This window comes from Pseudochrobactrum algeriensis, assembly GCF_018436245.1.
GTDB classification, from domain to species: domain Bacteria; phylum Pseudomonadota; class Alphaproteobacteria; order Rhizobiales; family Rhizobiaceae; genus Pseudochrobactrum; species Pseudochrobactrum saccharolyticum.
Genome location: NZ_CP075361.1, coordinates 2,239,785 through 2,263,236, shown reverse-complemented (window position 1 = coordinate 2,263,236; position 23,452 = coordinate 2,239,785). Strand labels below are relative to the sequence as shown.

Sequence of the window (23,452 nt, the reverse complement as noted above, 5' to 3'; positions counted from 1 at the left end):
CATCAGTTCCCCAACCGTTCCAGCAAAGCAGGCACATGCACCTGATCTGCTTTATAATTACCGGTGAGCACATACATCACCATATTCACACCGCCGCGCAGCGCATAAATGCGCTGCATCGGATCATTCGGCACGGTCGGATATAGCGGCTGCCAGTTTTCATCCATCGCCCATGCACCGGCCAGATCATTGGCGGTGATGAGGATCGGGCTGACACCATCACCATTGCGCACAGGCCTGTCGGCGGGTTGTTCAGCGGCATCCGGATTATCGGCAGGGGCTTCCGCCCAAAGCGGGCTGCCGCGGTAGCGTCCGGGAAAATCCGGCATCAGGAAAAAGGTTTTGCTCAGCACATGATTATCAGCAACGGGTGCAAGCGGCGGGATATTCATCGCATCCAGCATATCACGCAGCCGCTGGGTAGCAGGGCTGGTACCATTCAACCCGCCGGTGTCGCCGGATAGCTGGTCGCGGGTGTCAAAAATTACCGTGCCGCCCTGCTGCATATAGGCATCAATGCGCTGCAGCGCTTTTTCACTTGGAAAAGGTGCTTTTTCATCAACCGGCCAATAGATCATCGGATAGAAGGCGAGTTCATCTTTTTCCGGATTAATACCGACCGGCGCGCCGGGTTCCAGTGAGGTTTTATCCGCAACAAACTGGTTGAGACCGCTAAGCCCGACACGGCTCACATCATCTGTCGCTTTGTCGCCGGTAATCACATAAGCCAGATGTGTGACATCCAGCACGTCAATCTTTGCCTGATCGTCGGGCTTGCTATCGTCTCTGACCTGCGTTTCCTGCGCCAGAACCGGCTGAACTATGAAGGGCATAGCTGTCAGACTTGCGGATAAAGCGAACAGGATAAGCAGGGATTTCACGGTGCCGGACGCTTTGCCGGTGAAATTGCGCGACCTGTTCCGCGAGAAGGTGCCGCCGATCCACAGCATTAGCAAGCCATCAAGCGCGAGCAATATTGCGGCCAGCGCAAAGAACGGACCTTGCAGATTAACGGTCTGTGCCTTGGTGGCCGGTACCATTGCAAGATTGGTCGTTATTTCCGGTTTGGTAAGCGGGTTCAGAACTGTGTCACTCTTCATCAGGTTCAGTGCTTTATAAGCCTGTTCTGTGCCGTAAAGTCCGGGCGGATTAAGCAGTGATGCTTCCGGTGCCTTGCCTTTTTCAATCACCAGCGGCTGCGCGGCTGCAGGCTGGCCTGTCAGATTACCTGCGGCATCCAGCAGGCGATAGGCAGGCAGTGTCACTGCTTGCTCACCGGCTGCATTGGCAGCCTGTGCGCCTGATGTTTCGGTAAGCCTGCGCAGAAGATCAACAAATCCGCCTGAGAGTGGCAGATTAGACCAGCCGATATCCGGTGCGATATGAAACAGAACCAAGCGCCCCGCGCCACGGTTTTCACCGGTAATCAGCGGTGTACCATCGGCAAGATTGAGCCAGCTTTTTTGCATCAGATCCGGTGACGGTTCAGCCAGAACCTGGCGCAATACTGTGACATCATCAGGCAGCTGAATATTGCGGAACGGACTGTTTTCCGGTGCGGGAGCGACGGGCTGCGGCGTTGACCATGATAAAGTGCCGCCAAGATTGCGCTGGCCGCTGCGCAGCTGCACCGGCAGCAGCGGATCGCGTTTGGTGTCCGTATCGCTTTGCGCTGCCGCCAGACGCGGGCCGGCAAAACGCAGCAATGTGCCGCCGTTTTCAACCCATTGCATCAGTTTTGCAGCCGTGCTTTCCGGCAGTCTGCCAATATCCGACAAGACAATGACGGAGGGTTTCTGCTCCAGCAGGCGCTCAACTGACTGGCTCAGGTCGCGGTCATTGGCGTTAATAAGGTCAGCAAAAGGTGCCAGTGCCGAGGAAATATAATGCAATGGCGACAACAGCGAATGTGCCTTGTCGGCATTGCTTGCATCCAGCAGGCCGACACGGCGGCGGCGGTTATTCTCATCCAGCAGCCACGTGGCCGCGGCATGGCGCATCTGATCTGCTCGCACCATGGCAATATCATTGCGCAACTCAACCGGAATGGTCATTTGCGCCACGGCCTTGGTTTCTTTCTCAGCAAAATCCGCCTGTGTTTGCGCCAGCACACGCCCCTGATTATCATAGGCGCTGAGCTGAACTTTGGCTGCCTGCACATCATTGGACGGGCGTAACAGATCAATCACCAATGCATTCTGCTGATTGGCTACACCCTGAACAGCAAAAAGCTGCTGACTGTCCGGCATAATCAGCTGGATGGTCGTGGCTTTCAGCTTGTCGAGAGCCGTAAAGGCTTGCTGATCCTGCGCAGTCTCCAGTCCGTCATTCAGATAAAAAATACGGCTTTCCGGTATATTGTTCAGAGCAGTGCCAAGACGTTCAGCAGCAGCCAGACGTTCGACCGGAACAGCGCGCGGTTCCAGTGCCTGCAAACGTTCCAGCGCTTGTGCGGCCGTGAAAGGCCCGCTTGCTGTGTTTTGCGGGTCGGCAGTGGCAATCAGATAGACCGGCGCATCATTTTTCTCAGCATTGGAGATCAGCCATTGCGCCTGATTTTCATAGGCTGCCCATTGTGGCGCTGAAGCCCAGCCATTGTCGATCATGATGACAACCGGCTGCGCACCGGTGAAAGTGATCGGCTGCGGTTTCCACACCGGCCCTGCAACGGCGAAGATGACCAGAGCGGCCAGAACCAGACGCAACAGCGTCAGCCACCACGGGCTTTTACTGGCTTCCTGATCGTGACGGGCAATTTTTGCCAGAATAGCCAGCGGCGGAAACGGTTCCTGTGCCGGTTTCGGCGGCGTTGCACGCAGCAGCCACCAGATAACGGGCAGAGTGAGAAGACCGGCAAGCAGCCACGGGGCAGTAAAAATCAGCGGCATTTACGCGGCGCCTCCGCCGGTGGAAGAATGATGTCCGAGAAAGCCATGGAGTGTGGTCAGAGCCTGTGCTGCCGGTTTATCTGTAGCGCTGGTGATAAAACTCCAGCCAAAACGGGTGCAGGTTTCACGCAGAAATTCGCGCTGTGCCTGATAGAGCCTGCGATAATCTTCCGCATAATTCTGCGCCCGACCGGCGACAAGAATTTGACCGGATACAGGGTCTCTGAATTCTGTGCGGCCGGAAAACGGAAAATCCGCCTCCGCAGGATCGGCAATGGCGATGAGATGCGCACGGATACCGCGTCTGGCAATCTGATCAAGCTGCGCGCTGAGTATATCGGCAGGCTGCAGAAAATCACTGATCAGCACCAGTTCATTAAAACGCTGCAAAGGCTGGAGATCAGGTTGCGCTGCCAAAGAGCCGGTTTGCAACAAGGCGGTTGCCAGACGCTCTGCACCATTGCGGGCGAGCAATGGCGGCAGCACATCAGGATAGGCAATACGCTCACCGGAGCGGCTGAACAATTCGGCCAGTGCCAGTGTCAGCACCAATGCGCGATGCTGTTTGGAAACCGGACTGAAACGGGACTGATAGAGCATAGACGGCGACGGATCACACCACAGCCAGATTGTATGTGCCGTTTCCCATTCACGGTCGCGCATATAGGTATGATCGTCGCGGGCTGAGCGCCGCCAGTCAATGCGCGAGAGCATGTCGCCCTGCGCGTATGGACGGAACTGCCAGAAATTATCGCCGGTGCCGCGTTTGCGCCTGCCATGCCAGCCATTGATAACAGAGCCGGCAATATGGCGTGCCTGCGTAATCAGATCAGGCATCAGTGCCGCCTGCCTGCGCGATGGCGCAAGCAGGTCAACGGCCTGTTCAGAACGGGTTATGGCACCGGTTGCTGTCATCAGTTGAGCGCCTGTGTCAGTTTGGCAATCACATCACGCACGCCCACACCATCGGCACGCGCGGCAAAATTGAGAGCCATGCGGTGCTGGAGAACCGGCTCTGCCAAGGCTTTCACATCATCAACAGAAGGGGCAAGACGCCCTTCATAGAGCGCGCGCGCACGGGTGCAGAGCATCAGCGCCTGTCCGGCACGCGGGCCGGGACCCCAGCTGATATGGTTTTTCGCATGGTCATTATCAGCATCAGGACGGGCTGAGCGAACCAGTTTCAGAATAGCTTCAAGCACAGTTTCCGGCACCGGCATCTGACGGATCAGCTGCTGGATTTCCTGCAGGCGCGTGGCTTCAATCACTTTGGCTGGCCGTGCCTGCATAGTGCCGGTGGTGTTGAGCAGCACTGCACGTTCCGCATCAATATCCGGATAATCCAGATCAATCTGCATCAGAAAACGGTCGAGCTGAGCTTCCGGCAGCGGATAGGTGCCTTCCTGTTCCAGCGGGTTCTGGGTCGCCAGCACATGGAACGGGCTTGGCAGATCATGGCGCTGACCGGCTACGCTGACATGATATTCCTGCATCGCCTGCAACAAAGCAGACTGCGTGCGCGGCGATGCACGGTTGATCTCATCGGCCATCAGCAGCTGGGCGAAAACCGGCCCTTTAATATAACGGAATGAACGGCGTCCGTCGCTGTCCTGATCCATGACTTCAGAGCCGATAATATCGGACGGCATCAGATCAGGTGTAAACTGGATGCGTTTTTCATCAAGGCCGAGGACAGTGCCCAGCGTTTCTACCAGACGGGTTTTGGCAAGCCCCGGCACACCGACGAGCAGGGCATGGCCACCGGCCAGCAATGCGACCAGCGTATTTTCAACCGCTTGCTCCTGACCGTAAATAACCTGTCCGATTTGCTGGCGGATCAGATTAATGTCACTGGCAGCCTGATCGGCAGCCCGTATCACGGCATCAGGATCAATTTTCGACGCAGCGGTAAAATTCATGATGTCCTCTTTATTCCAGATCAGATGCTTTATCTGGTTTACTTGAATCATCGGGCAAGACTATGTCATGCTGACGGGAGCGTAAATGGCACAGTTCGCATTAACCGGAATGCACCGGACTGTCAGGCACAGGTCTTAACAGGAAACTGAAATGAACAGCGGTAATATATCGAAAAATAAAGAAACTGCCGATGTTGATGCCGGTTCTGTCACCAGTTCTGCCACGAGCTCTGCAAGCGGGCTTGATGCGTTGATGCGCCGTGCCGCCAGCCAGTTGCCTGAAGGAAAAGAAGGCAAAGGTCTGCCGCCGGTGGAACGCTGGGAGCCGGATTTTTGCGGCGAGCTGGATATGGAAATAAAAGCCGATGGCACATGGTTCTATATGGGCACGCCGATCGGTCGCCCTGCATTGGTGCGCCTGTTCTCAACCGTGTTGCGTAAAGATGCCGACGGTAAAACCTATCTGGTAACACCGGTGGAGAAAATCGCTATCCGTGTGGAAGATGCGCATTTCAATGCCGTGGAGATGCATGTTTCCGGCGAGGGGGAGACGCAGGTTCTCACCTTCCGCACCAATGTCGGGGATGTAGTTGAGGCGGGGGAGCAGCATCCGCTGCGTTTTGTAACGGATAGTGAAACCGGCGGTTTCAAACCTTATATATTGGTGAGAGGGCGGCTGGAGGCGCTGATCAGCCGTGCGGTCATGTATGATCTGGCAGCACTCGGAGAAGAACTGATGATTGACGGAAAACTGATGTTTGCCCTGCGCTCCAATGGCCGGATATTTCCGGTGATGCCGGTTGAACAATTACAGTGATACAATGAAAAACTTGATGACTGATACAGGTTTTACCGCACAGGATCTGATGCGGAGAGTTGAACAAAAACAAAGTTTTATGACGGTTGCTGATGAATTTGATTCAGGCGGCCTGCCTTTGTCCGGCGATCATGCGCTCAATCCCCAATGGACTGCCTCTCATGTGATGGCGGGAGCTGATCCGCGGCTGAAAATTAAGCTCAAACCGGCGGCGGTGCTGATCCCTGTGGTGGATCACGGTGACCATGCCAGTGTGCTGCTGACCACGCGCAATGCGCAGATGCGCAGCCATTCCGGCCAGGTTGCTTTCCCCGGCGGCAAGATTGATGCTGAGGATCTGAGTCCTGAACATGCGGCTCTGCGTGAAGCCCATGAGGAAATCGGACTGGATGCAAGGCAGACGCAGACACTCGGCCGTCTGCCGCAATATATGACCGGCAGCGGCTATACGATTACGCCGGTGCTGGCGGTGATACGGACACCATTTGAACTCCATGCCAATCCCGACGAGGTGGCGGATATTTTTGAAGTGCCGCTGCATTTTCTGATGGACCCGCGTGAGCATCAGCGTGAGAGCCGGATGTTTGCGGGGCATGAGCGGTTTTTCTATGCCATCCATTATCAGAATCGGAATATCTGGGGCGCAACAGCGGGGATTATCCGCAGCCTCTATGAAAGGCTCTATGCGTGAGTGAAAAGACAACAACTGTGCTGAATATTGCAGATCGTGCGGAGTGGCTTGCCGTGCCGTCTTTGCAGCAATTGCTGGCAGCACTGGCTGAAGATGGTGAAGAGGCGCGGGTGGTTGGCGGTGCCGTGCGCAATACCTTACTGGGCGAGCCGGTGGGCGATATTGATATTGCTTCCACAACCCTGCCGGAAGAGACAAAAGCGCGCGCCGAGAAATGCGGTTTTAAAGTTGTACCGACCGGCATTGACCATGGCACTGTGACTGTTGTTGCCCATGGTGTGCCCTATGAGGTGACGACGCTGCGCGCCGATGTGGAAACGCACGGACGGCAGGCCACGGTCGCTTTTGGCCGTGACTGGCAGGTTGATGCCGAGCGGCGGGACTTTACCGTCAACGCGCTTTATGTGCGTGCCAATGGTGATGTGGTGGATCATGTCGGCGGGCTTGCAGATATTGAAAAGCGCGAGTTGCGTTTTATCGGCGATGCGGAAACGCGGATTACGGAAGATTATCTGCGTATCCTGCGCTTCTTCCGTTTTTTCGCCTGGTATGGTTCGGGGCGGCCGGATGCGGCGGGGTTGAAAGCCTGTGCCAAGCTGAAAAACCATTTACAGACATTGTCCGCTGAGCGGGTGTGGTCAGAGCTGAAGAAGCTGCTTTCTGCTCCTGATCCGTCACGCGCATTGCTATGGATGCGTCAGTCCGGTGTGCTGACCCAGATTTTGCCGGAGAGTGAGAAATGGGGCATTGATGCTATTCATGCGCTGGTGCGCTCTGAGCGCGATTTGGGCTGGAAGCCGGATGCTCTGTTGCGCTTGCAGGCGATTGTGCCGCCGGATGCAGCACGCATGGCCGAGCTTGGCAAAAGACTGCGCCTGTCCAATGCCGATAAAGCCCGTCTGGAAAGCTGGGCGCTGGCTGATCTGCCTAAGCCGGAACTGTCGGAGACAGGTTTGATTAAGCTGATTTATAGCGGCTCACGGCAGGCTTTGATTGACCGGATTAAGCTGGCGCTGGTGTCTGCGCGTGCAGAGGCGGAAAATGATAATCAGGCGATGATGCGGGCAGGTCAGTACAGCCGTTTGCTGAATGTGGCAGTGCAGGCTGAAATACCGGTATTTCCGGTCAGCGGAGCTGATTTGATGAAGCTGGGTTTTGAGAAAGGCCCCGAGCTTGGCAAACAGCTCAAAGCATTGGAGGCGGCATGGCTGGCTTCCGGATTTGAGCTCAGTAAAGAAAATTTGTTAGCAACATTATCCTGACATATCGGGGCGGAAATTCCGCCCCGTTTTTGTTTTTAGCTGCCGGTTCAGATGATTAATGCGATTTCTGCAGGTTATGATTCATCTGAGGTGATTTAAATAATTTCAGAATTCCGGAGTTGCGTATCATGGATAAAAAATTGCGATCAGCGGCATTATTGGCTTTTGCGCTGACAAGCGGCACGAGTTTTCAGGCTCAGGCCGGAGAGAAGGGGATTGTAACGGAATGTGCTGTGGTCATGGATGCCGCAACGCAGAAAATCCTTTCCCGTAAAGGTGTCTGCGACAAACGCTTTACACCGGCATCGACGTTTAAAGTGCCGCTTGCCGTGATCGGTTATGATAAAAATATCCTTCGCTCTGAGCATGATCCGGTCTGGCAGTGGAAGCCTGAAATGGAAGCGCCGGAACGTGACCGGATTGCCGTTGATCCGGCACGGTGGCTGGAGCAATCAGTTGTCTGGTATTCGCGTGAGATTACAAAACAGTTGGGACAGAAGCAGTTTTCCGAAGCTGTTGCAGCTCTTGATTACGGGAATAAGGATGTTTCTGGCAGAGCCGGAAAAAAGGACGGGCTGACAGGTTCATGGATCGGCTCTTCACTGGAGATTTCACCGGACGAGCAGGTGCAATTTCTGAATAAACTTGTGCATGAGACTTTGCCGGTTTCCAAGCAGGCGCAGCAGAAAACCAAAGCTGCCATGACGGTTTTTACATCGGAAAAGGGCTGGAAAGTTACCGGCAAAACCGGCGCTGCGCGGTTGCGTGATGCAAATGGCAAATTTGCAGGGGAGCAGCGCTTAGGCTGGTTTGTTGGCTGGGCGGAAAAGGATGGCCGTCAATTGGTTTTTGCGAATATGCAGGTCTTTGACAAGGCATTAAAGACCAGCCCTGGACTACTGATCCGCGGGCAATTTCTGCAAAGCTTCGACCAATAAAAAGCGGGGGCTGATGCCCCCCGTTCTGATTTTATATTAAGGCCATTTCACCACCGGCGGCATGGAAGACAGGATCGACGCGATATTGCCGCCGGTCTTGAGACCGAAGATCGTGCCGCGGTCATGCAGCAGATTGAACTCTACATAGCGCCCGCGACGGATCAGCTGTTCCTCGCGGTCAGCCTCTGTCCAAGGCTGGTTAAAGTTCTGGCGCACAATATGCGGATAGACCACGGCAAAGCAGCGGCCAACATCGCGGGTAAATGCAAAGTCTGCATCCCAGCCGCCCTGTTCATCGCTTGAGTGCAGCCAGTCATAGAAAATGCCGCCGATACCGCGCGGTTCCTGACGATGCGGCAGATAGAAATATTCATCGCACCATTGTTTCATGCGGTCGTAATCGGCAATGCCTGCATGTTTGTTACAGACGAAATTCAGCGCTTTATGAAAAGCCTGACTGTCGGTGTCTTCCTGCGTGCGGCGACGGTCAAGCACAGGGGTCAGATCGGCGCCACCGCCGAACCACTGGCGTGTGGTCACAACCATACGCGTATTCATATGCACTGCCGGAACATTCGGGTTCTGCGGATGGGCAATCAGCGAGAGACCGCTCGCCCAATAGCGCGGATCCTCATCGGCACCCGGAATCTGGGCGCGGAACTCCGGCGAAAACTCGCCATAGACAGTGGAGACATGCACGCCGACTTTTTCAAAAACGCGGCCATGCATCATCGACATAACACCGCCGCCACCACGGCCTTCGTCTTTTGCCCAAGGGGTGCGGACAAAGCGGCCGGCTTCACGGTCGCTGAGCGGGCCTGTCAGTTCGTCTTCAAGGGTTTCAAACAGGGAGCAGATACGGTCACGTAATTCTTCGAACCAGTTTTGTGCCAGTTGTTTTTTGTCATCAAGATTATCTGGAAGATGAGCTGGAAGATCCGGACGTTGCATGCTTGGTTCCTTATTATGTTTTGGGTGCTTTGGGCGAAGCCGCAGCGCCAGCATATCAGCAGCTGTCAACAGGTTATATAGTCTTCATAAACGGGATTATGTTTATGAAAGCTTTCTGCTTTTCGGAAAATGACAGATTTCGTTCATACTTTACAGCGATAACAGGCGCGGAAATGACTCGTTTCGGATGAGATTTTGCTGTAAATTACAAGATATGGTTGTGATGGGTGCATCTGTGGATTGTAACCCTTTGTAACTCATAATTTATGTCCGCTTTGTCTTTTGCCCCGTTGCGGCGCTGTAAAGGAAATCGCTTATGACATCCATTCCGCCAAAGCCACCATTGGAAGGTTTGCGCAGGCAGATGCACAAAGCAGCATCCGGCGTGAAGCCGAATATCAGCGACGGCTATATCCGCGAAACATTTTCACTGCCACGCAGCATAGCGCGGGTTAAGGCGCGGGAATGGTTTGAAACCTATCCGAAAGCTGCTTACTGGACAGAAATTGAAAGCTGGTATGTGCGCCCGAATGATGTGATCGAATTCACCATCCGTCGTCTGCCAAGCTCTGACTAAACAGGTTAGCGCTGTTTGCTCATATTCTGATTCAAGAGGATCAGAATATGATTCTGTTTTTCTTTTTAATTGACTGATATTTTAAGATTTATTCTAAATTTACCCTGTCTAATAAATTCTAGCTTTTACCTTGTCGAATAGCTTCTAGCCTTTAACCTGTCGAATAGCTTCTCCGGCGGCCATCGCCACCGAAAGCGCGAGGTTGAGTGAGCGCGCGCCTTCGACCATCGGGATGATGATCCGTTCCTCACAGGTCTCATGCACATAGTCCGGCACACCGGCAGATTCACGGCCAAACAGCAAAATGTCGTCCGGCCGGTAGCTGAAATCTGTATAGGGTTGCGCCGCCTTGGTGGAGAGCAGCACCAGCCTGCGGTTTTCAGACAAGCGCCAGTTGTTGAAATGCTCCCAGTCGAGATGGCGGGTCAGCGCTGCCTGTTCCAGATAATCCATGCCCGCCCGTTTCAGCCCGCGATCGGAGAGGTCAAAACCGGCAGGTTCAATCACATGCACCGCCAGTCCGAGACAGGCTGCCATACGCAGGATGGTTCCGGTGTTGCCGGGAATATCAGGCTGGAAGAGGGCGATATGTATTGTCATCAGGCTTTTGCTTCTGTTTCGGGTGACATCAGATAAGCGGCCTATAGCATATAATTTCAAACAATAAGAATTGTGTGCAATCTGTCACAGTTTAATGTGTTCTCGGTAAAGTGAAGAGAAAAGAACCTGCAGTGACTAGCCGGTAAAATAACATAGTGCTATACGGATCATCCATTTTATCAGATTGACTTTGAAGGAGGCTGTGATGAATATTAAGATTTCTTTGAATCTTTGCCCAGTTGCAGCCGCACCTGTATCCGGCGTGATTAACCCCGCTCCGGTAGCTTTCATGGCGGGTACCGCACCAATCGAAGCTGTGGTATCTTTTCCCGAATTGTTTTTGCGGGCGTTGCGCTGAACGGGACTGTTAAAATGAGCGTATATATCAGATTGCTGTAGCAAACCACCTGATAGCCTGAAACCGATGATGAGTTGTGCCGTCGGATCCGCAGGTCAAATACGATTCTTCCATCTATCTTCCGGTTAAGTGTACTCACGCATTTAATCCTCAAACCGCATCTGAGTGTTTCGGGTTCTGTGCCCGTTGATTTTCCGATGCTTTAAAAATGCTGAAATTCTGCCTCATATTCAGTTGCTGAAGTGAATGGCAGAACCCAAATGAATCAAAACTGACCCCTGCCGTCTTCGTTTTACGAAAATGATGCGGGGGAATTGGTTTTCGCACGGGATAGCCCGTATTTGAGGTCGAAAATGTTTCGTTGGTTCGAAAAGAAGCTGAACGCCTATCCGGATGTTCCGCTTGAACAACCGCCGAAGGGCTTGTTCAAATTCTGTATGTATTACAGCCGCGGCGCGTGGGGCTGGATTATTGTGATGGCCTTTCTGACAGCGCTGATCGCAATCTTTGAAGTGTCGCTGTTTGCTTTTCTCGGCAATGTCGTGGACTGGCTGAGTGAGCATAATCGTGAAACCTTCCTGCAGCAGGAGGGCTGGAAACTGGCGCTGATCGGCGGCGTTGTTCTGGTGATTTTGCCATTGATTGTTTTGCTGCAATCTCTGGTTCTGCACCAGACACTGATCGGGAATTTCCCGATGCGCATACGCTGGCTGATGCACCGTTATCTGATCCGTCAGTCGATGACATTCTTTCAGGATGAATTTGCCGGACGCATCTCCACCAAGCTGATGCAGACAGCACTGGCTGTGCGTGAAACGGTTATCAAACTTGCGGATGTGATGGTCTATGTAGCGGTCTATTTTACCGGTACAATTTTCATCGCAGCCACGGCTGACTGGCGCCTGATGATCCCGTTCATTGTCTGGCTGCTGGCCTATGTCGGTCTGCTTCGCTATTTCATTCCGCGCCTGCGGGTGATTTCCGAAGCGCAGGCCGATGCCCGCTCCGAGATGACCGGCCGTATCGTTGACAGCTATACCAATATTGCCACGGTCAAACTGTTCTCGCACACACAGCGCGAGGAAGGGTATGTCCGTGACAGTCTTGAGCAGTTTCAGGGTACAGTAAACCGCCAGATGCGTATGGTGACGCAGTTCTTCGGTTCACTCTATTTCATGAATTCTTTGCTGCTGTTCTCAGTCGGTGCATTGGGTATCATGCTGTGGATGGACAATGTTGCTTCTGTAGGTGCGGTGGCCATCGGTATTGCGCTGTGTTTGCGTCTGAACGGTATGTCCCAGTGGATCATGTGGGAAATGTCGGCACTGTTCGAAAATATCGGCACAGTGGAAGACGGTATGCGTTCGATCGCACAGCCGCGCAAAGTGATCGACCATGAAGGTGCAAAGCCGCTGCATGTGCGTTCCGGTGAGATCACCTTTGACCGCATCGGTTTCCACTATGGCAAGGGCAAAGGCATCATCAATGATCTGTCGCTGAATATCCGTCCGGGTGAGAAGGTTGGTCTTGTCGGCCGCTCCGGCGCGGGTAAGTCCACACTGGTCAATCTGCTGTTGCGTTTCTACGATCTGGAGCAGGGCAAAATCCTGATCGACGGTCAGGACATTTGCAAAGTCACACAGGACAGTCTGCGCGCCAATATAGGTATGGTGACGCAGGACACCTCGCTGCTGCATCGTTCCGTCAGGGATAATGTCGGCTATGGCCGTCCTGATGCAACGGATGAAATGATGCTGGAAGCGGTTGCACAGGCGCAGGCCGATCAGTTCCTGCCGCATCTGACTGACCCGAAAGGCCGTCAGGGCTTTGACGCGCATGTCGGTGAACGTGGTGTGAAACTATCCGGCGGTCAGCGCCAGCGTGTGGCCATTGCTCGTGTGATCCTGAAGGATGCGCCGATCCTTATTCTGGATGAAGCGACATCTGCGCTTGATTCCGAAGTGGAAGCGGCAATTCAGGACAGCCTGTACAGGCTGATGGAAGGCAAGACTGTGATTGCCATTGCCCATCGCCTGTCGACCATTGCCGCGCTTGATCGTCTGATCGTCATGGATCAGGGACGCATTATCGAAGACGGCACCCATGAAGAACTGATTGCGCAGGGCGGCATTTATGCTTCGTTGTGGGCGCGTCAGTCCGGCGGGTTCCTCGGCTTTGATGATGAGGAAGAAAAACAGGCACTGCCTGAGCCTGCTGAATGATTACTGTTCAAGCAGAGAAAAATACCTGCCGCCGTTCTACTCGAGCGGCGGCGGGTACGTTTTCAGTCTTTTAAAGATGACGTCCGGCGTTAATCGCGGACGGAAAGTTTTTTATTTTATATATTAAAAACATCAGCAACTTGCTTGCCGATTCTGTTTTGCATGCGCCTTCCTGCCTGTAATGATTGCGGGATGCTGCGGAAAGGCCTTCCCGATGAATATGATTTACCGTCTGTTTGAAAACTGGATTGATCCGTTGCAGGATTTCGACGGTAAACGCCCGCCGCAAACCACAATGCGGTTTCTCTGGCATTATATTTATCAGGCGCGCTGGCCTTTGCTGCTGGCTCTGATCGTTGGTGGTATTCTGCCGCTTCTGGAAGCAGGCCTGTTCTATTTTACCGGACGCATTGTTGATATTCTTGACCAGAGCGCAATGGAGCGTAGCTGGCACGGTCTTTATATCAGCGCCGGTTATGAATTGCTGGCGATGGGGTTTATCGTGCTGGTGGTGCGGGTGCTGATGACCGCGCTCAGCTCCTTGCTGGATGACCAGACAATCACGCCCGGATTTTACAATCTGATCCGCTGGCAGGCCAATTCCTATGTGTTGCGTCAGTCCTATGCGTTTTTCCAGAATGATTTTTCAGGGCGTATCGCTACCAAAGTCTGGCAGGCAGGGCAGGCGGCCGGTGATCTGATTACCAGTTTCATTCAGGTTGTCTGGTTTATGATTATTTACAGCATCACAACATTGCTGCTGTTCGGTCAGCTCGACTGGCGGCTTGCGGTACTGGTGGTGGTATGGATGGTGCTGTTTGCATGGATCGCACGTCTCTATCTGCCGACTATGCGTAAACAGGCTGAGGCCAGTGCTGAGGCCGGCTCGCTGATCAACGGCCGTATCGTCGATAGTTATACCAATATTCAGACCATCAAGCTGAATACGCCGGATATGGATCAGGCCTATCTGCGGTCAGGCTTTGCCAGCTATATCAAGACCATGCTGCCTTTCATGCGCACGCTCACAGGAATGCGTGTTTCCATGACTGCACTTTCCAGCCTGATGATTGTGCTGGTTGCGGCATTCTCGATTGATTTGTGGACCAAAGGTCAGGCGACAGTGGGTGAGGTGGCTTTTACGCTCGGTCTGGTTCTGCGTCTGAATATGCTGCTTGGCCGTTTGATGATGCAGATGAACGGTATGCTGCGTTCCTATGGTGTGATTGAAAACTCCATGCGGCTGATCTCTGCACCGCTTGGCATGGAAGACAAACGCGATGCCAAACCGCTGCAGGTGACCTCCGGTGCTATTGATATTGAGCATGTGACTTTCCGTTATGGCTCCGAGAATGAAAACAAGATGAAGGCCGGTGTGCTGAGTGATATCAGCCTTGCCATTCGCGGCGGCGAGCGTGTCGGTCTGATCGGTCACTCCGGTGCTGGTAAAACCACGCTGATAAATCTGATGCTGCGGCTCTATGATGTAGATACCGGCTCTGTACGCATTGACGGGCAGGATGTGCGCGATGTGACGCAAAGCTCATTGCGTGCGGCTTTTGCGGTGGTCAGTCAGGAGACGGCACTGCTGCACCGCTCTTTGCGGGACAATATTATGCTGGCAAAAGCCGATGCATCTGAGGAAGAGCTGCGTTTTGCCGCCAGTCAGGCCGAAGCTGAGGAATTTATCGGCGCGTTGGAGGATTACAAAGGACGTAAAGCCTATGATGCTTTTGTCGGCGAGCGCGGCGTTAAATTGTCTGGCGGACAGCGGCAGAGAATCAGTATTGCCCGTGCCGTTTTGAAAAATGCGCCGATTCTTATTCTTGATGAGGCCACTTCGGCTCTCGATTCAGAGGTCGAGGCAGCCATTCAGGAAAATCTGGCACGGCTGATGGCGGGTAAAACCGTGATCGCTATTGCGCATCGCCTGTCGACAATTGCGCAGCTGGATCGTCTGGTTGTGCTGGATCATGGCCGGATTGCCGAAAGCGGCACTCATGACGAACTGATTGCTTCGGGTGGCATTTATGCCGGTTTATGGGCGCGTCAGTCCGGTGGCTTTCTTGGTGAGGCCGATGAGGAAATCTGAATAGCGGGGAAAATTCTCCCCGCGTGAACTTTGCGCGTGATCGGTCAAAACAGAGTTCTTATGCCGGTTGATGACGGAAATGCAGTGTTTTATGACGTTTTTGTAACTCTTTATGCGGTTGTTGCATCTGCAGTCTGCCCTCTCATATTTTATATTGCATATCAGTAAACCGGATTTCCTGACCGGTTCGGGCAGAGCCCCGCTTTATTTTTAAAACTGTTCTCAGGTAATTTTATACAGGTGCGGAATGGCCGTTTGTCTGTTCTGCCCCGTGTGATTTTGCACGAAATGGTCACAGGTGCTTTGCCATTGATACGGGTGAGGAAAGCCGTTTTTTGACCATAGTGCGGCCTTCACTTTGCCGGTTTCCATGCCTGCGACATGGTGCCGTAAGTGCCTCAGATGACTGGACAAGCTTTTTTATCATGCCTAAACCTTGAACAAGGTGGGGGAGTTATGTCCGGTTTGTATCTGTTTTCAGGTCTTACAGCTCTCAGCACAAAACGTCACATAATTACGGACGAATGTGCTCGCGGACAACAGAGGACAGTTCAACATGCAAGTCAAAAAGGAAGTGGTACGTGAGCGCACACGACACAGCTGAGCCGACACGGCGTGATTTTCTGTACATAGCGACGGGAATGGCCGGCGTAGTCGGTGCTGCCGGCTTGGCATGGCCATTTATCGACCAGATGCGGCCGGATGCTTCAACCCTTGCGGCGGCATCCATTGAAGTGGACGTTTCGTCCCTCGCGGAAGGCGGATCGCTGACAGTAAAATGGCGCGGTAAGCCGGTATTTATCCGTAACCGTACGGCTAAAGAAATCGAAGATGCCAAAAACACGCCGATGTCTGCATTGAAGGACCCTCTGGCGCGTAATGCCAATCTGGCAGCAGACGCACCGGCTTCGGATCTGGAACGCACTGCCGGTGAAGGCAAAGAAAACTGGATCGTCATGATCGGCGTTTGCACCCATCTGGGTTGCGTGCCGCTTGGTGAAGCCGGTGAATTCGGCGGATGGTTCTGCCCGTGCCACGGTTCGACTTATGATACGGCTGGCCGTATCCGCAGTGGTCCGGCACCGGAAAACATGCACATTCCGGAATTTGCATTCATTTCCGATACCGTCATTAAAGTCGGTTGAGTGGTCTGAGGAGAAATTTTATGAGCGGCGGACACTCTTCATATACGCCAAAGACCGGTATCGAAAAATGGGTTGACGCAAGGCTGCCTCTGCCGCGCCTCGTCTATGACTCGTTTATTGCTTATCCGGTTCCGCGTAACCTGAACTATATGTATACATTCGGCGGCATTCTGGCCTTCATGCTGATCGCTCAGCTGTTGACCGGTATTGTGCTGGCTATGCATTATGCAGCATCCACCCAGCTGGCTTTCGGCTCGGTCGAAAAGATCATGCGTGATGTCAATTCCGGCTGGTTGCTGCGTTATATGCACTCCAATGGTGCATCCTTCTTCTTCATTGCGGTTTACCTGCATATCGCCCGCGGTATGTATTACGGTTCCTACAAGGCTCCGCGCGAACTGCTGTGGATCCTCGGCGTGGTCATTTTCCTGCTGATGATGGCAACCGCATTCATGGGCTATGTGCTGCCATGGGGACAGATGTCTTTCTGGGGTGCGACCGTTATCACCGGCTTCTTTACGGCGTTTCCGATTATCGGTGAACCGATCCAGCAGCTGCTGCTTGGCGGTTTTGCCGTGGATAATCCGACACTGAACCGCTTCTTCTCGCTGCACTATCTTCTGCCGTTCATGATTGCCGGTGTTGTTGTGCTGCACGTATGGGCACTGCATGTGACCGGTCAGACAAACCCGACCGGTATTGAAGTGAAAACGAAGACAGATACACTGCCGTTCACACCTTATGCGACGATCAAAGACGCATTCGGCGCGGTCGTGTTCTTCATCTTCTTCGCCTATTTCGTCTTCTATATGCCGAACTATCTTGGCCATCCGGATAACTATATTGAAGCAAATGCGATGGTAACCCCTGCGCATATCGTCCCTGAATGGTACTTCCTGCCGTTCTATGCGATGCTGCGTGCGATTACCTTCAATATCGGCCCGATCGACTCCAAGCTCGGCGGCGTTCTGGTGATGTTTGGTTCGATTGCTATCCTGTTTGTGCTGCCATGGCTTGATACATCGAAGGTACGTTCGGCGGTTTATCGTCCTTGGTTCAAGATGTTCTTCTGGGTATTTGTCGCCAATGCGATTTTCCTCGGCTGGCTCGGTTCCCGTCCTGCTGAGGGTGTCTATACCCTGATGGCGCAGATCGGCACGCTGTATTATTTCGCATTCTTTATCATCATTCTGCCGGTACTCGGTTTGGTTGAAAAGCCGAAGCGTATACCAAACTCCATCACTGAAGCGGTTCTCGGTTCGGATGATGAAGTTGCAAAAGCAGATGCTAAAGCCTGATTGCAGCACCAGATAGGAAGAGTACAGTTATGAAAATGTTCTTTACCGGTCTTGCTGCTTTCGGTCTGGCCACAGCGCTCACACTGGGCGCTGTACAGGCTGAGACTGCGGGCAGTGAAGCAGAACCGGCACATTACCCGATCAAGCATCCGACACAGGAAAGCTGGTCATTCGCAGGGCCTTTCGGCACTTATGACAAGGCACAGTTGCAGCGCGGCCTGAAAATTTACAAGGAAGTCTGCTCCGCCTGTCACTCGATGAAACTGGTACCGTTCCGCACGCTGAGCGATCTTGGTTATAATGATGACCAGATCAAAGCTTTTGCTGCGGAATATGAAGTGCAGGACGGCCCGAATGCTGACGGTGAAATGTTCACCCGTGCTGCACGTCCGGGCGATTATTTCCCGTCACCTTTCGCGAATGCGGAAGCCGCGGCCGCTGCCAATAATAATGCAGTTCCGCCGGATTTCTCGCTGATCGCCAAAGCGCGTGGTGTTGAGCGTGGTTTCCCGACATTTGTGTTTGATATTTTCACGCAATATGCGGAAGCGGGTCCTGATTATATTCATGCCCTGCTGACCAGCTATGATGAAACACCACCTGCAGGTATGCAGATTCCGGAAGGTACGCATTATAACCCTGCCTTTATCGCCGGTAAGTCGCTTGCTATGGCCAAGCCGCTCAGCGATGGTCAGGTGACCTATGATGACGGTTCGCCGGAAACAGTTGAACAATATTCGCGCGATATTTCTGCGTTCCTGATGTGGGCTGCTGAGCCGCATATGGAAGATCGTAAGAAAACCGGTTTCCGCGTTATCGTGTTCCTGCTGTTGCTGGGTGCAATTGTTTACGCAACGAAACGTCGTGTTTTTGCGGGTATTAAGCACTAGAGCGCCGTGCGCCCGATTGGGCGCACAAAGGTCGCTCTAGCACTTTAAAATGAGAGCATAATTTTAACTTAAACTGTTTCAAGTTTATGAAATTATGCTCTATCTGGCTTCACACTGATCGTGTGATCCTATAAATAAGAAAAAGGGCGCTTAAGGCGTCCTTTTTTATGTGAAGTTTGATCTGTTTTATCTGCTTACTGTGCGTAGCCGGTAAACAGAGCGCTATAACGCCGGATGGCGATTATCTGTCTCAACAGAGGATTGAACGGATAGAGCCAACCAGAGAGTTACAAATGAGGATTTGCCATGAATGATGAAACCAAAGAGTTTCTGAAGGCTTCGTTGCGTACAATTCCGAATTATCCGCATCCGGGCGTGATGTTTCGTGATGTAACAACTCTGATGGGTAATCCCCAAGCGTTTCGTCGTGCGATTGATGAACTGGTATTTCCTTTTGCCGGTGGCAAGGCTGACAAGATTGCCGGCGTAGAAGCCCGTGGCTTTATTCTCGGCGGCGCAATGGCGCATCAGTTGTCGGCCGGTTTCGTGCCGATCCGTAAAAAAGGCAAGTTGCCTTATGAGACTGTGCGTATTGCCTATAGTCTGGAATATGGCCTTGATGAAATGGAAATGCATAGCGATGCGATCCATCCGGGCGAACGGGTCATCCTCGTTGACGATCTGATTGCAACCGGCGGTACAGCTGTTGCTGCGGTCAATCTGCTGCGTCAGATGAAAGCTGAAATTGTTGCTGCCTGTTTCATTATCGATCTGCCTGATCTTGGAGGACGCAAGAAACTGGAAGAGCTTGGTGTGCAGGTTCGCACCTTGCTGGAATTTGAAGGCGATTAAGTCTGCTTATCTGTGAGATGAGAGCATAATTTCTTCAACTTGGATCAGTTTAAGGTAAAAATTATGCTCTCATTTTTAAGTGTTAGAGCGACCTTGTGTAGCGCCCAATCGGGCGCACGGCGCTCTAATAAAAAGCCTGCCTGAGCAATCAGGCAGGCTTTTTTATATTTCTAATGTGCTTACGATCAGGGCAGCTTTACCAGAGCGGCACCGTCAAATTGCATCACGCGCTCGCCATGCTGATTGGTGCCTGTGGAGTGGTGACTGAGCATAGACCAGCCCGGCTTCGTCGCCAGCGGGCGAATACCGGTGATCTGTGCAGTATAAGCGATCACATCGCCTGCAAAGACCGGATGCTCCCAGCGCAGATTTTCAAAGCCGGGTGAGGGGCCGAAAACCGGCGGTGTTTCTCCGCGCTCCATGCAGGTTTTAACTATACCAATCATGGACTGCACATTCAGGCGCATCCAGACCGCAGTCGTGTGCCAGCCTGAGGCACAGAGTGCACCGAAAAAACTCTCTTTGGCTGCAACGGGATCAGTATGAAAGACCTGCGGATCATATTTTTCAGCAAAGCGGATAATTTTTGCCTCGGTAAATTCATAAGAACCGATGGTAACGGTTTTGCCGATATTCTCTTCAAGAATGGATGGCTTGCTGGTCTTTTCCATCATCACGCCTCCTGAATATTTACGCGCATGAAAATTGAACCCTGCGCTTCACAAACCGGAATATCATTCTGATTGGTGATCTTGTGGTTCAGCCGGATGATGCCGAGTGCAGGCTGCGAGCGGGAGATACGCTTTTCCAGCACTGTTGTGGTTGCGCTGATTGTGTCTCCGGCCAATACAGGTTTCAGCCATTTGACATATTCCACGCCGGGTGCACCCTGACTGTCGGAATTGCTGATAAACCGGTCAGCCATCATGCGCATCAGCATGGCACAGGTATGCCAGCCGGAAGCGGAGAGGCCGCCGAGAATAGACGCTTTGCCTGCTTCTTCGCTCATATGAAAAGGCTGCGGGTCAAACTCGCTCGCAAAGGCAATGACTTCTTCTGTAGTCACCAGCTTGGAGCCGAGTTGCAGGCTGTCGCCGACGATAAAATCATTATAGGTGAAATGGGGCTGGCTCAACGGCGCTCTCCTCCGTTTATATGACAAGCTGCCGTGCAATAGTGATATGTGGCTGCTTTGTTTTCGGTGTTGTATCCTATGATCTTTTACGTAAACGTCAAATGATGTTTTGTTAAATTGCACAGATACAAAAAAGCCCTGCAGAGCAGGGCTTTAAATTCGGTGATATATAAAATCAGGTGTTGAATTTGAACAGCATCACATCGCCGTCCTGCACCACATATTCCTTGCCTTCATCACGGGCTTTACCGGCTTCTTTGGCGCCGACTTCACCCTTAAAGGTAACGTAGTCATTAAACGCGATAGTCTGCGCGCGGATGAAGCCGCGTTCAAAATCGGTATGGATCACACCGGCTGCCTGCGGGGCTTTAGCGCCGCGATGCACAGTCCATGCACGGGTTTCTTTTGGTCCGGCAGTGAAATAAGTAATCAGATCAAGCAGGCTGTAGCCCGCACGGATCAGACGGTCGAGACCCGGCTCTTCCAGACCCATTTCACCAAGGAACAGCTGTGCATCTTCATCAGGCAGCTGCGAAACTTCCGCTTCAATCGCCGCGGAAATGATAACAGTTTCCGCACCCTGTTCTTTTGCCATTTTGGCGACAGCTTCGGTGTGCTCGTTGCCGTTTGCTGCATCGCTTTCAGCGACATTGCAGACATAAAGCACAGGCTTTGAAGTCAGCAGGTTCAGGCCTTTGAGGATCAGCAGATCATCCGGTGCAATGCCTTTCAGCAGCATACGGACAGGCTCACCATTCTGAAGCAGCTTCAGGGATTCTTCCATCATCGGCAGAACGGTTGTTGCTTCTTTGTCTTTGCCGGTTGCGCGCTTGCGTATCTGCACGATGCGGCGCTCAAGGCTTTCGAGATCGGAGAGCATCAGTTCTGTTTCAACAGTCTGCGCATCGGAGACCGGATCAATACGGCCTTCAACATGGGTGATGTCATCGTCTTCAAAGCAGCGCAGTACATGAACAATCGCGTCGACTTCACGGATATTGGCGAGGAACTGGTTGCCCAGACCTTCACCCTTGGAAGCGCCGCGTACCAGACCGGCAATATCAACAAAGTTGATACGGGTCGGGATCAGTTCTTTTGAACCGGCAATGTCTGCGATCTGGCGCATACGGCTGTCCGGCACTGCAACTTCACCGGTATTCGGCTCAATGGTGCAGAAAGGATAGTTTGCAGCCTGTGCAGCAGCAGTTTTGGTCAGTGCGTTGAAGAGAGTGGACTTGCCGACATTTGGCAGGCCAACGATACCGCATTTGAAACCCATGGTAGAACCTTATCCGGTCTGGAGCGAATTTTAAGAACGACCGACAATGATGCGGTTCAGCCCTTATCCTTCAGCATGAAACGTAATGAATATTGCCATTGCCTATGCGCTATGGGGCAAGCACAGGTCAAGGGCAGTGGCGTAAATTGCGGGCAAAAGCTGCTGAAAATTGCCGCTTGTGATCTAAAAGTCTGTTTAGCTGTCTTTCTTGCCAAAGAGTTTGGCCAGCATATCGGCCATAGGGCCGGTTGTCGGAACTTTGGGGGCAATCGTATTATTCTGCCGTGCCTGACGAATATGGCTCTGAGCTTTTGGTGCAGCTTTTACCGGTGCTTCCGCTTTGGCATCCTGCTTGCCGCCCATGGCAAGCGTAAGCTTATTCATGAAGCCGTTATCGTCTTTTTTGATGAGATAGGACAGATTATCGGCGATACCGGTAAAGAGCAGATCCAGCCATTCATTGTCGACTTTGGCAAAATCACCCAGCACATAATGATGCACCAGATCTTTTGAGCCCGGATGACCGATACCAAGGCGCATACGGCGATATTCCTTGGAGTTCAGCAACCCGTGCATATGCTGGTCGATGGACTTGATACCATTGTGGCCATTGGCGCTGCCACCGGCTTTGACACGCAATTTGGCAGGCGGCAGATCAAGTTCGTCATAGATCACAACAAGGTCACTGATTGCCAGTTTGTAGAAGCGCATGGCTTCGCCGACAGACTGACCGGAAAGGTTCATAAAAGTTTGCGGCTTGAGCAGCAGTACTTTCTCGCCGTCGATCATGCCTTCGGAAATCAAACCCTGAAACTTTTTCGACCATGGCGAAAAGCGATGGCGGGCATGAATTTCATCCACGGCCATAAAACCGATATTATGACGGTTTCGCGCATATTGCGCACCGGGATTGCCGAGGCCGGTTATCAGCAGCATGGTCGTCTCCGAGAATAAGATATGGCAAGCGTTTTATCAGGCTGTGCTGGTATCACAAACAAAAACATCTCCGGTTTGCACCGGAGATGTTTGATAAATCAGAAGCCTGAAGGCTTGAAATTTATGCTACGCGGATGAAGTCTACGTGCAGAGGCGTGTCTTTAACGCGATCCATCTGGTAGTCTTTAGGCTGAACTTTGATGGTCTGGCCGTCAACATCAATGTTGAAAACGGTAGACTTGAAGCCGCCGCCATAAATCAGATAGTAAACTGTTTTATAGTCGATAGCGACCGAAATAGCAGGCTGCTTGTCACCATAGATGACTGCTGGAATCTGACCGTTGTCGCGAAGTGCACGGGAGGACCCCTTACCAGCCCGTTCGCGTTTTACGGCCTTGAGAGTTTTAACTTCGCTCATGGCTTTTCCTTATCAAGTAATTTGGAGTGTTCCGCAAAATCAGGTGAGATTCCGAAACATGATATATCCGCGAAATACGCAGCAAAAACAGCGATGATGCGGGCATATCATTCCGCGTTGCCTCCAAGGGTGTCTACGCGGATGCGCTCTCATAGGGGATTAAGCCGGATTGTGCAAGTTTTTG

At 52.6% G+C, this 23,452-nt stretch carries 21 protein-coding genes and 1 pseudogene; 12 read left to right on the top strand and 10 right to left on the bottom strand.

The window, feature by feature from the left end; all coding sequences use genetic code 11:
• Positions 1-2 precede the first annotated feature (2 nt).
• Genes KHQ09_RS12610 through KHQ09_RS12600 form a run of 3 tightly spaced genes read right to left on the bottom strand, consistent with a single transcriptional unit; the run spans position 3 to position 4,807 of the window.
• The gene (locus tag KHQ09_RS12610; protein ID WP_213598552.1) at positions 3-2,888 is read right to left on the bottom strand and encodes a DUF4159 domain-containing protein; all 2,886 of its coding nucleotides are present in this window, start codon (positions 2,886-2,888) and stop codon (positions 3-5) included.
• Positions 2,889-3,803 carry a DUF58 domain-containing protein gene (locus KHQ09_RS12605; protein ID WP_213598550.1) on the bottom strand — a complete coding sequence of 305 codons (915 nt, stop codon included), beginning with the start codon at positions 3,801-3,803 and terminating at the stop codon, positions 2,889-2,891.
• Complete coding sequence (locus KHQ09_RS12600; RefSeq protein ID WP_075656366.1) at positions 3,803-4,807, bottom strand: AAA family ATPase; 1,005 nt, start codon at positions 4,805-4,807, stop codon at positions 3,803-3,805. Before KHQ09_RS12600 ends, KHQ09_RS12605 begins: the two co-directional genes overlap by 1 nt.
• Positions 4,808-5,060: 253 nt before the next feature.
• On the opposite strand from KHQ09_RS12600, the gene KHQ09_RS12595 reads away from it, so the two are divergent.
• From KHQ09_RS12595 to blaOXA, 4 genes are all read left to right on the top strand, one after another.
• Complete coding sequence (locus tag KHQ09_RS12595; protein WP_238481735.1) at positions 5,061-5,624, top strand: DUF1285 domain-containing protein; 564 nt, start codon at positions 5,061-5,063, stop codon at positions 5,622-5,624.
• Between the two features lie 79 nt (positions 5,625-5,703).
• On the top strand, positions 5,704-6,315 hold the full coding sequence (locus KHQ09_RS12590) for a CoA pyrophosphatase (RefSeq protein ID WP_370627098.1): 612 nt from the start codon (positions 5,704-5,706) through the stop codon (positions 6,313-6,315).
• Between the two features lie 20 nt (positions 6,316-6,335).
• Complete coding sequence (locus KHQ09_RS12585; protein ID WP_213599984.1) at positions 6,336-7,577, top strand: CCA tRNA nucleotidyltransferase; 1,242 nt, start codon at positions 6,336-6,338, stop codon at positions 7,575-7,577.
• A gap of 128 nt (positions 7,578-7,705) precedes the next feature.
• A complete protein-coding gene (blaOXA, locus tag KHQ09_RS12580) occupies positions 7,706-8,515 on the top strand; it encodes a class D beta-lactamase (RefSeq protein ID WP_213598544.1) in 810 nt (269 codons plus the stop codon).
• 36 nt (positions 8,516-8,551) lie between these two features.
• Here blaOXA and hemF read toward each other — a convergent pair whose 3' ends face one another.
• Complete coding sequence (gene hemF, locus KHQ09_RS12575) at positions 8,552-9,466, bottom strand: oxygen-dependent coproporphyrinogen oxidase (RefSeq protein WP_213598542.1); 915 nt, start codon at positions 9,464-9,466, stop codon at positions 8,552-8,554.
• A gap of 316 nt (positions 9,467-9,782) precedes the next feature.
• Here hemF and KHQ09_RS12570 point away from each other — a divergent pair, with 316 nt between their 5' ends.
• A complete protein-coding gene (locus tag KHQ09_RS12570) occupies positions 9,783-10,043 on the top strand; it encodes a hypothetical protein (protein ID WP_213598540.1) in 261 nt (86 codons plus the stop codon).
• A gap of 144 nt (positions 10,044-10,187) precedes the next feature.
• Here the strand turns inward: KHQ09_RS12570 and KHQ09_RS12565 are convergent, their stop codons facing one another.
• Entirely contained in the window at positions 10,188-10,643 is a 456-nt protein-coding gene (locus KHQ09_RS12565) for a tRNA (cytidine(34)-2'-O)-methyltransferase (RefSeq protein ID WP_022710118.1), read from the bottom strand.
• A 205-nt stretch (positions 10,644-10,848) separates the two neighbouring features.
• On the opposite strand from KHQ09_RS12565, the gene KHQ09_RS12560 reads away from it, so the two are divergent.
• The 7 genes from KHQ09_RS12560 (at position 10,849) to KHQ09_RS12530 (ending at position 19,500) form a co-directional block, all read left to right on the top strand.
• Positions 10,849-11,001, top strand: a complete 153-nt coding sequence (locus tag KHQ09_RS12560) for a hypothetical protein (protein ID WP_213598538.1) — start codon at positions 10,849-10,851, stop codon at positions 10,999-11,001.
• A gap of 353 nt (positions 11,002-11,354) precedes the next feature.
• Positions 11,355-13,223, top strand: a complete 1,869-nt coding sequence (locus KHQ09_RS12555) for an ABC transporter ATP-binding protein (protein ID WP_022710120.1) — start codon at positions 11,355-11,357, stop codon at positions 13,221-13,223.
• Between the two features lie 214 nt (positions 13,224-13,437).
• On the top strand, positions 13,438-15,315 hold the full coding sequence (locus KHQ09_RS12550; protein ID WP_213598536.1) for an ABC transporter ATP-binding protein: 1,878 nt from the start codon (positions 13,438-13,440) through the stop codon (positions 15,313-15,315).
• A 581-nt stretch (positions 15,316-15,896) separates the two neighbouring features.
• Positions 15,897-16,460, top strand: a complete 564-nt coding sequence (petA, locus tag KHQ09_RS12545; protein WP_028233437.1) for a ubiquinol-cytochrome c reductase iron-sulfur subunit — start codon at positions 15,897-15,899, stop codon at positions 16,458-16,460.
• A gap of 20 nt (positions 16,461-16,480) precedes the next feature.
• Entirely contained in the window at positions 16,481-17,758 is a 1,278-nt protein-coding gene (locus tag KHQ09_RS12540; RefSeq protein WP_022710124.1) for a cytochrome b, read from the top strand.
• A 29-nt stretch (positions 17,759-17,787) separates the two neighbouring features.
• Positions 17,788-18,648: a cytochrome c1 gene (locus tag KHQ09_RS12535; RefSeq protein WP_022710125.1), complete on the top strand. Its 861-nt coding sequence runs from the start codon at positions 17,788-17,790 to the stop codon at positions 18,646-18,648.
• Between the two features lie 306 nt (positions 18,649-18,954).
• On the top strand, positions 18,955-19,500 hold the full coding sequence (locus tag KHQ09_RS12530; RefSeq protein ID WP_116087828.1) for an adenine phosphoribosyltransferase: 546 nt from the start codon (positions 18,955-18,957) through the stop codon (positions 19,498-19,500).
• Positions 19,501-19,685: 185 nt separating this feature from the next.
• Here KHQ09_RS12530 and KHQ09_RS12525 read toward each other — a convergent pair whose 3' ends face one another.
• From KHQ09_RS12525 to rplY, 5 genes and pseudogenes are all read right to left on the bottom strand, one after another.
• A complete protein-coding gene (locus KHQ09_RS12525) occupies positions 19,686-20,171 on the bottom strand; it encodes a MaoC family dehydratase (protein ID WP_122093919.1) in 486 nt (161 codons plus the stop codon).
• A 2-nt stretch (positions 20,172-20,173) separates the two neighbouring features.
• On the bottom strand, positions 20,174-20,635 hold the full coding sequence (locus KHQ09_RS12520; protein ID WP_213598534.1) for a MaoC family dehydratase: 462 nt from the start codon (positions 20,633-20,635) through the stop codon (positions 20,174-20,176).
• 175 nt (positions 20,636-20,810) lie between these two features.
• Positions 20,811-21,914, bottom strand: coding sequence for a redox-regulated ATPase YchF (gene ychF / locus KHQ09_RS12515; protein ID WP_116087826.1), 1,104 nt, complete (start codon positions 21,912-21,914; stop codon positions 20,811-20,813).
• Positions 21,915-22,109: 195 nt separating this feature from the next.
• Positions 22,110-22,850, bottom strand: a complete 741-nt coding sequence (pth, locus tag KHQ09_RS12510) for an aminoacyl-tRNA hydrolase (protein ID WP_213598532.1) — start codon at positions 22,848-22,850, stop codon at positions 22,110-22,112.
• 124 nt (positions 22,851-22,974) lie between these two features.
• Positions 22,975-23,268: pseudogene (gene rplY, locus KHQ09_RS12505) on the bottom strand (50S ribosomal protein L25); the annotation flags it as partial.
• Between the last annotated feature and the right edge of the window lie 184 nt (positions 23,269-23,452).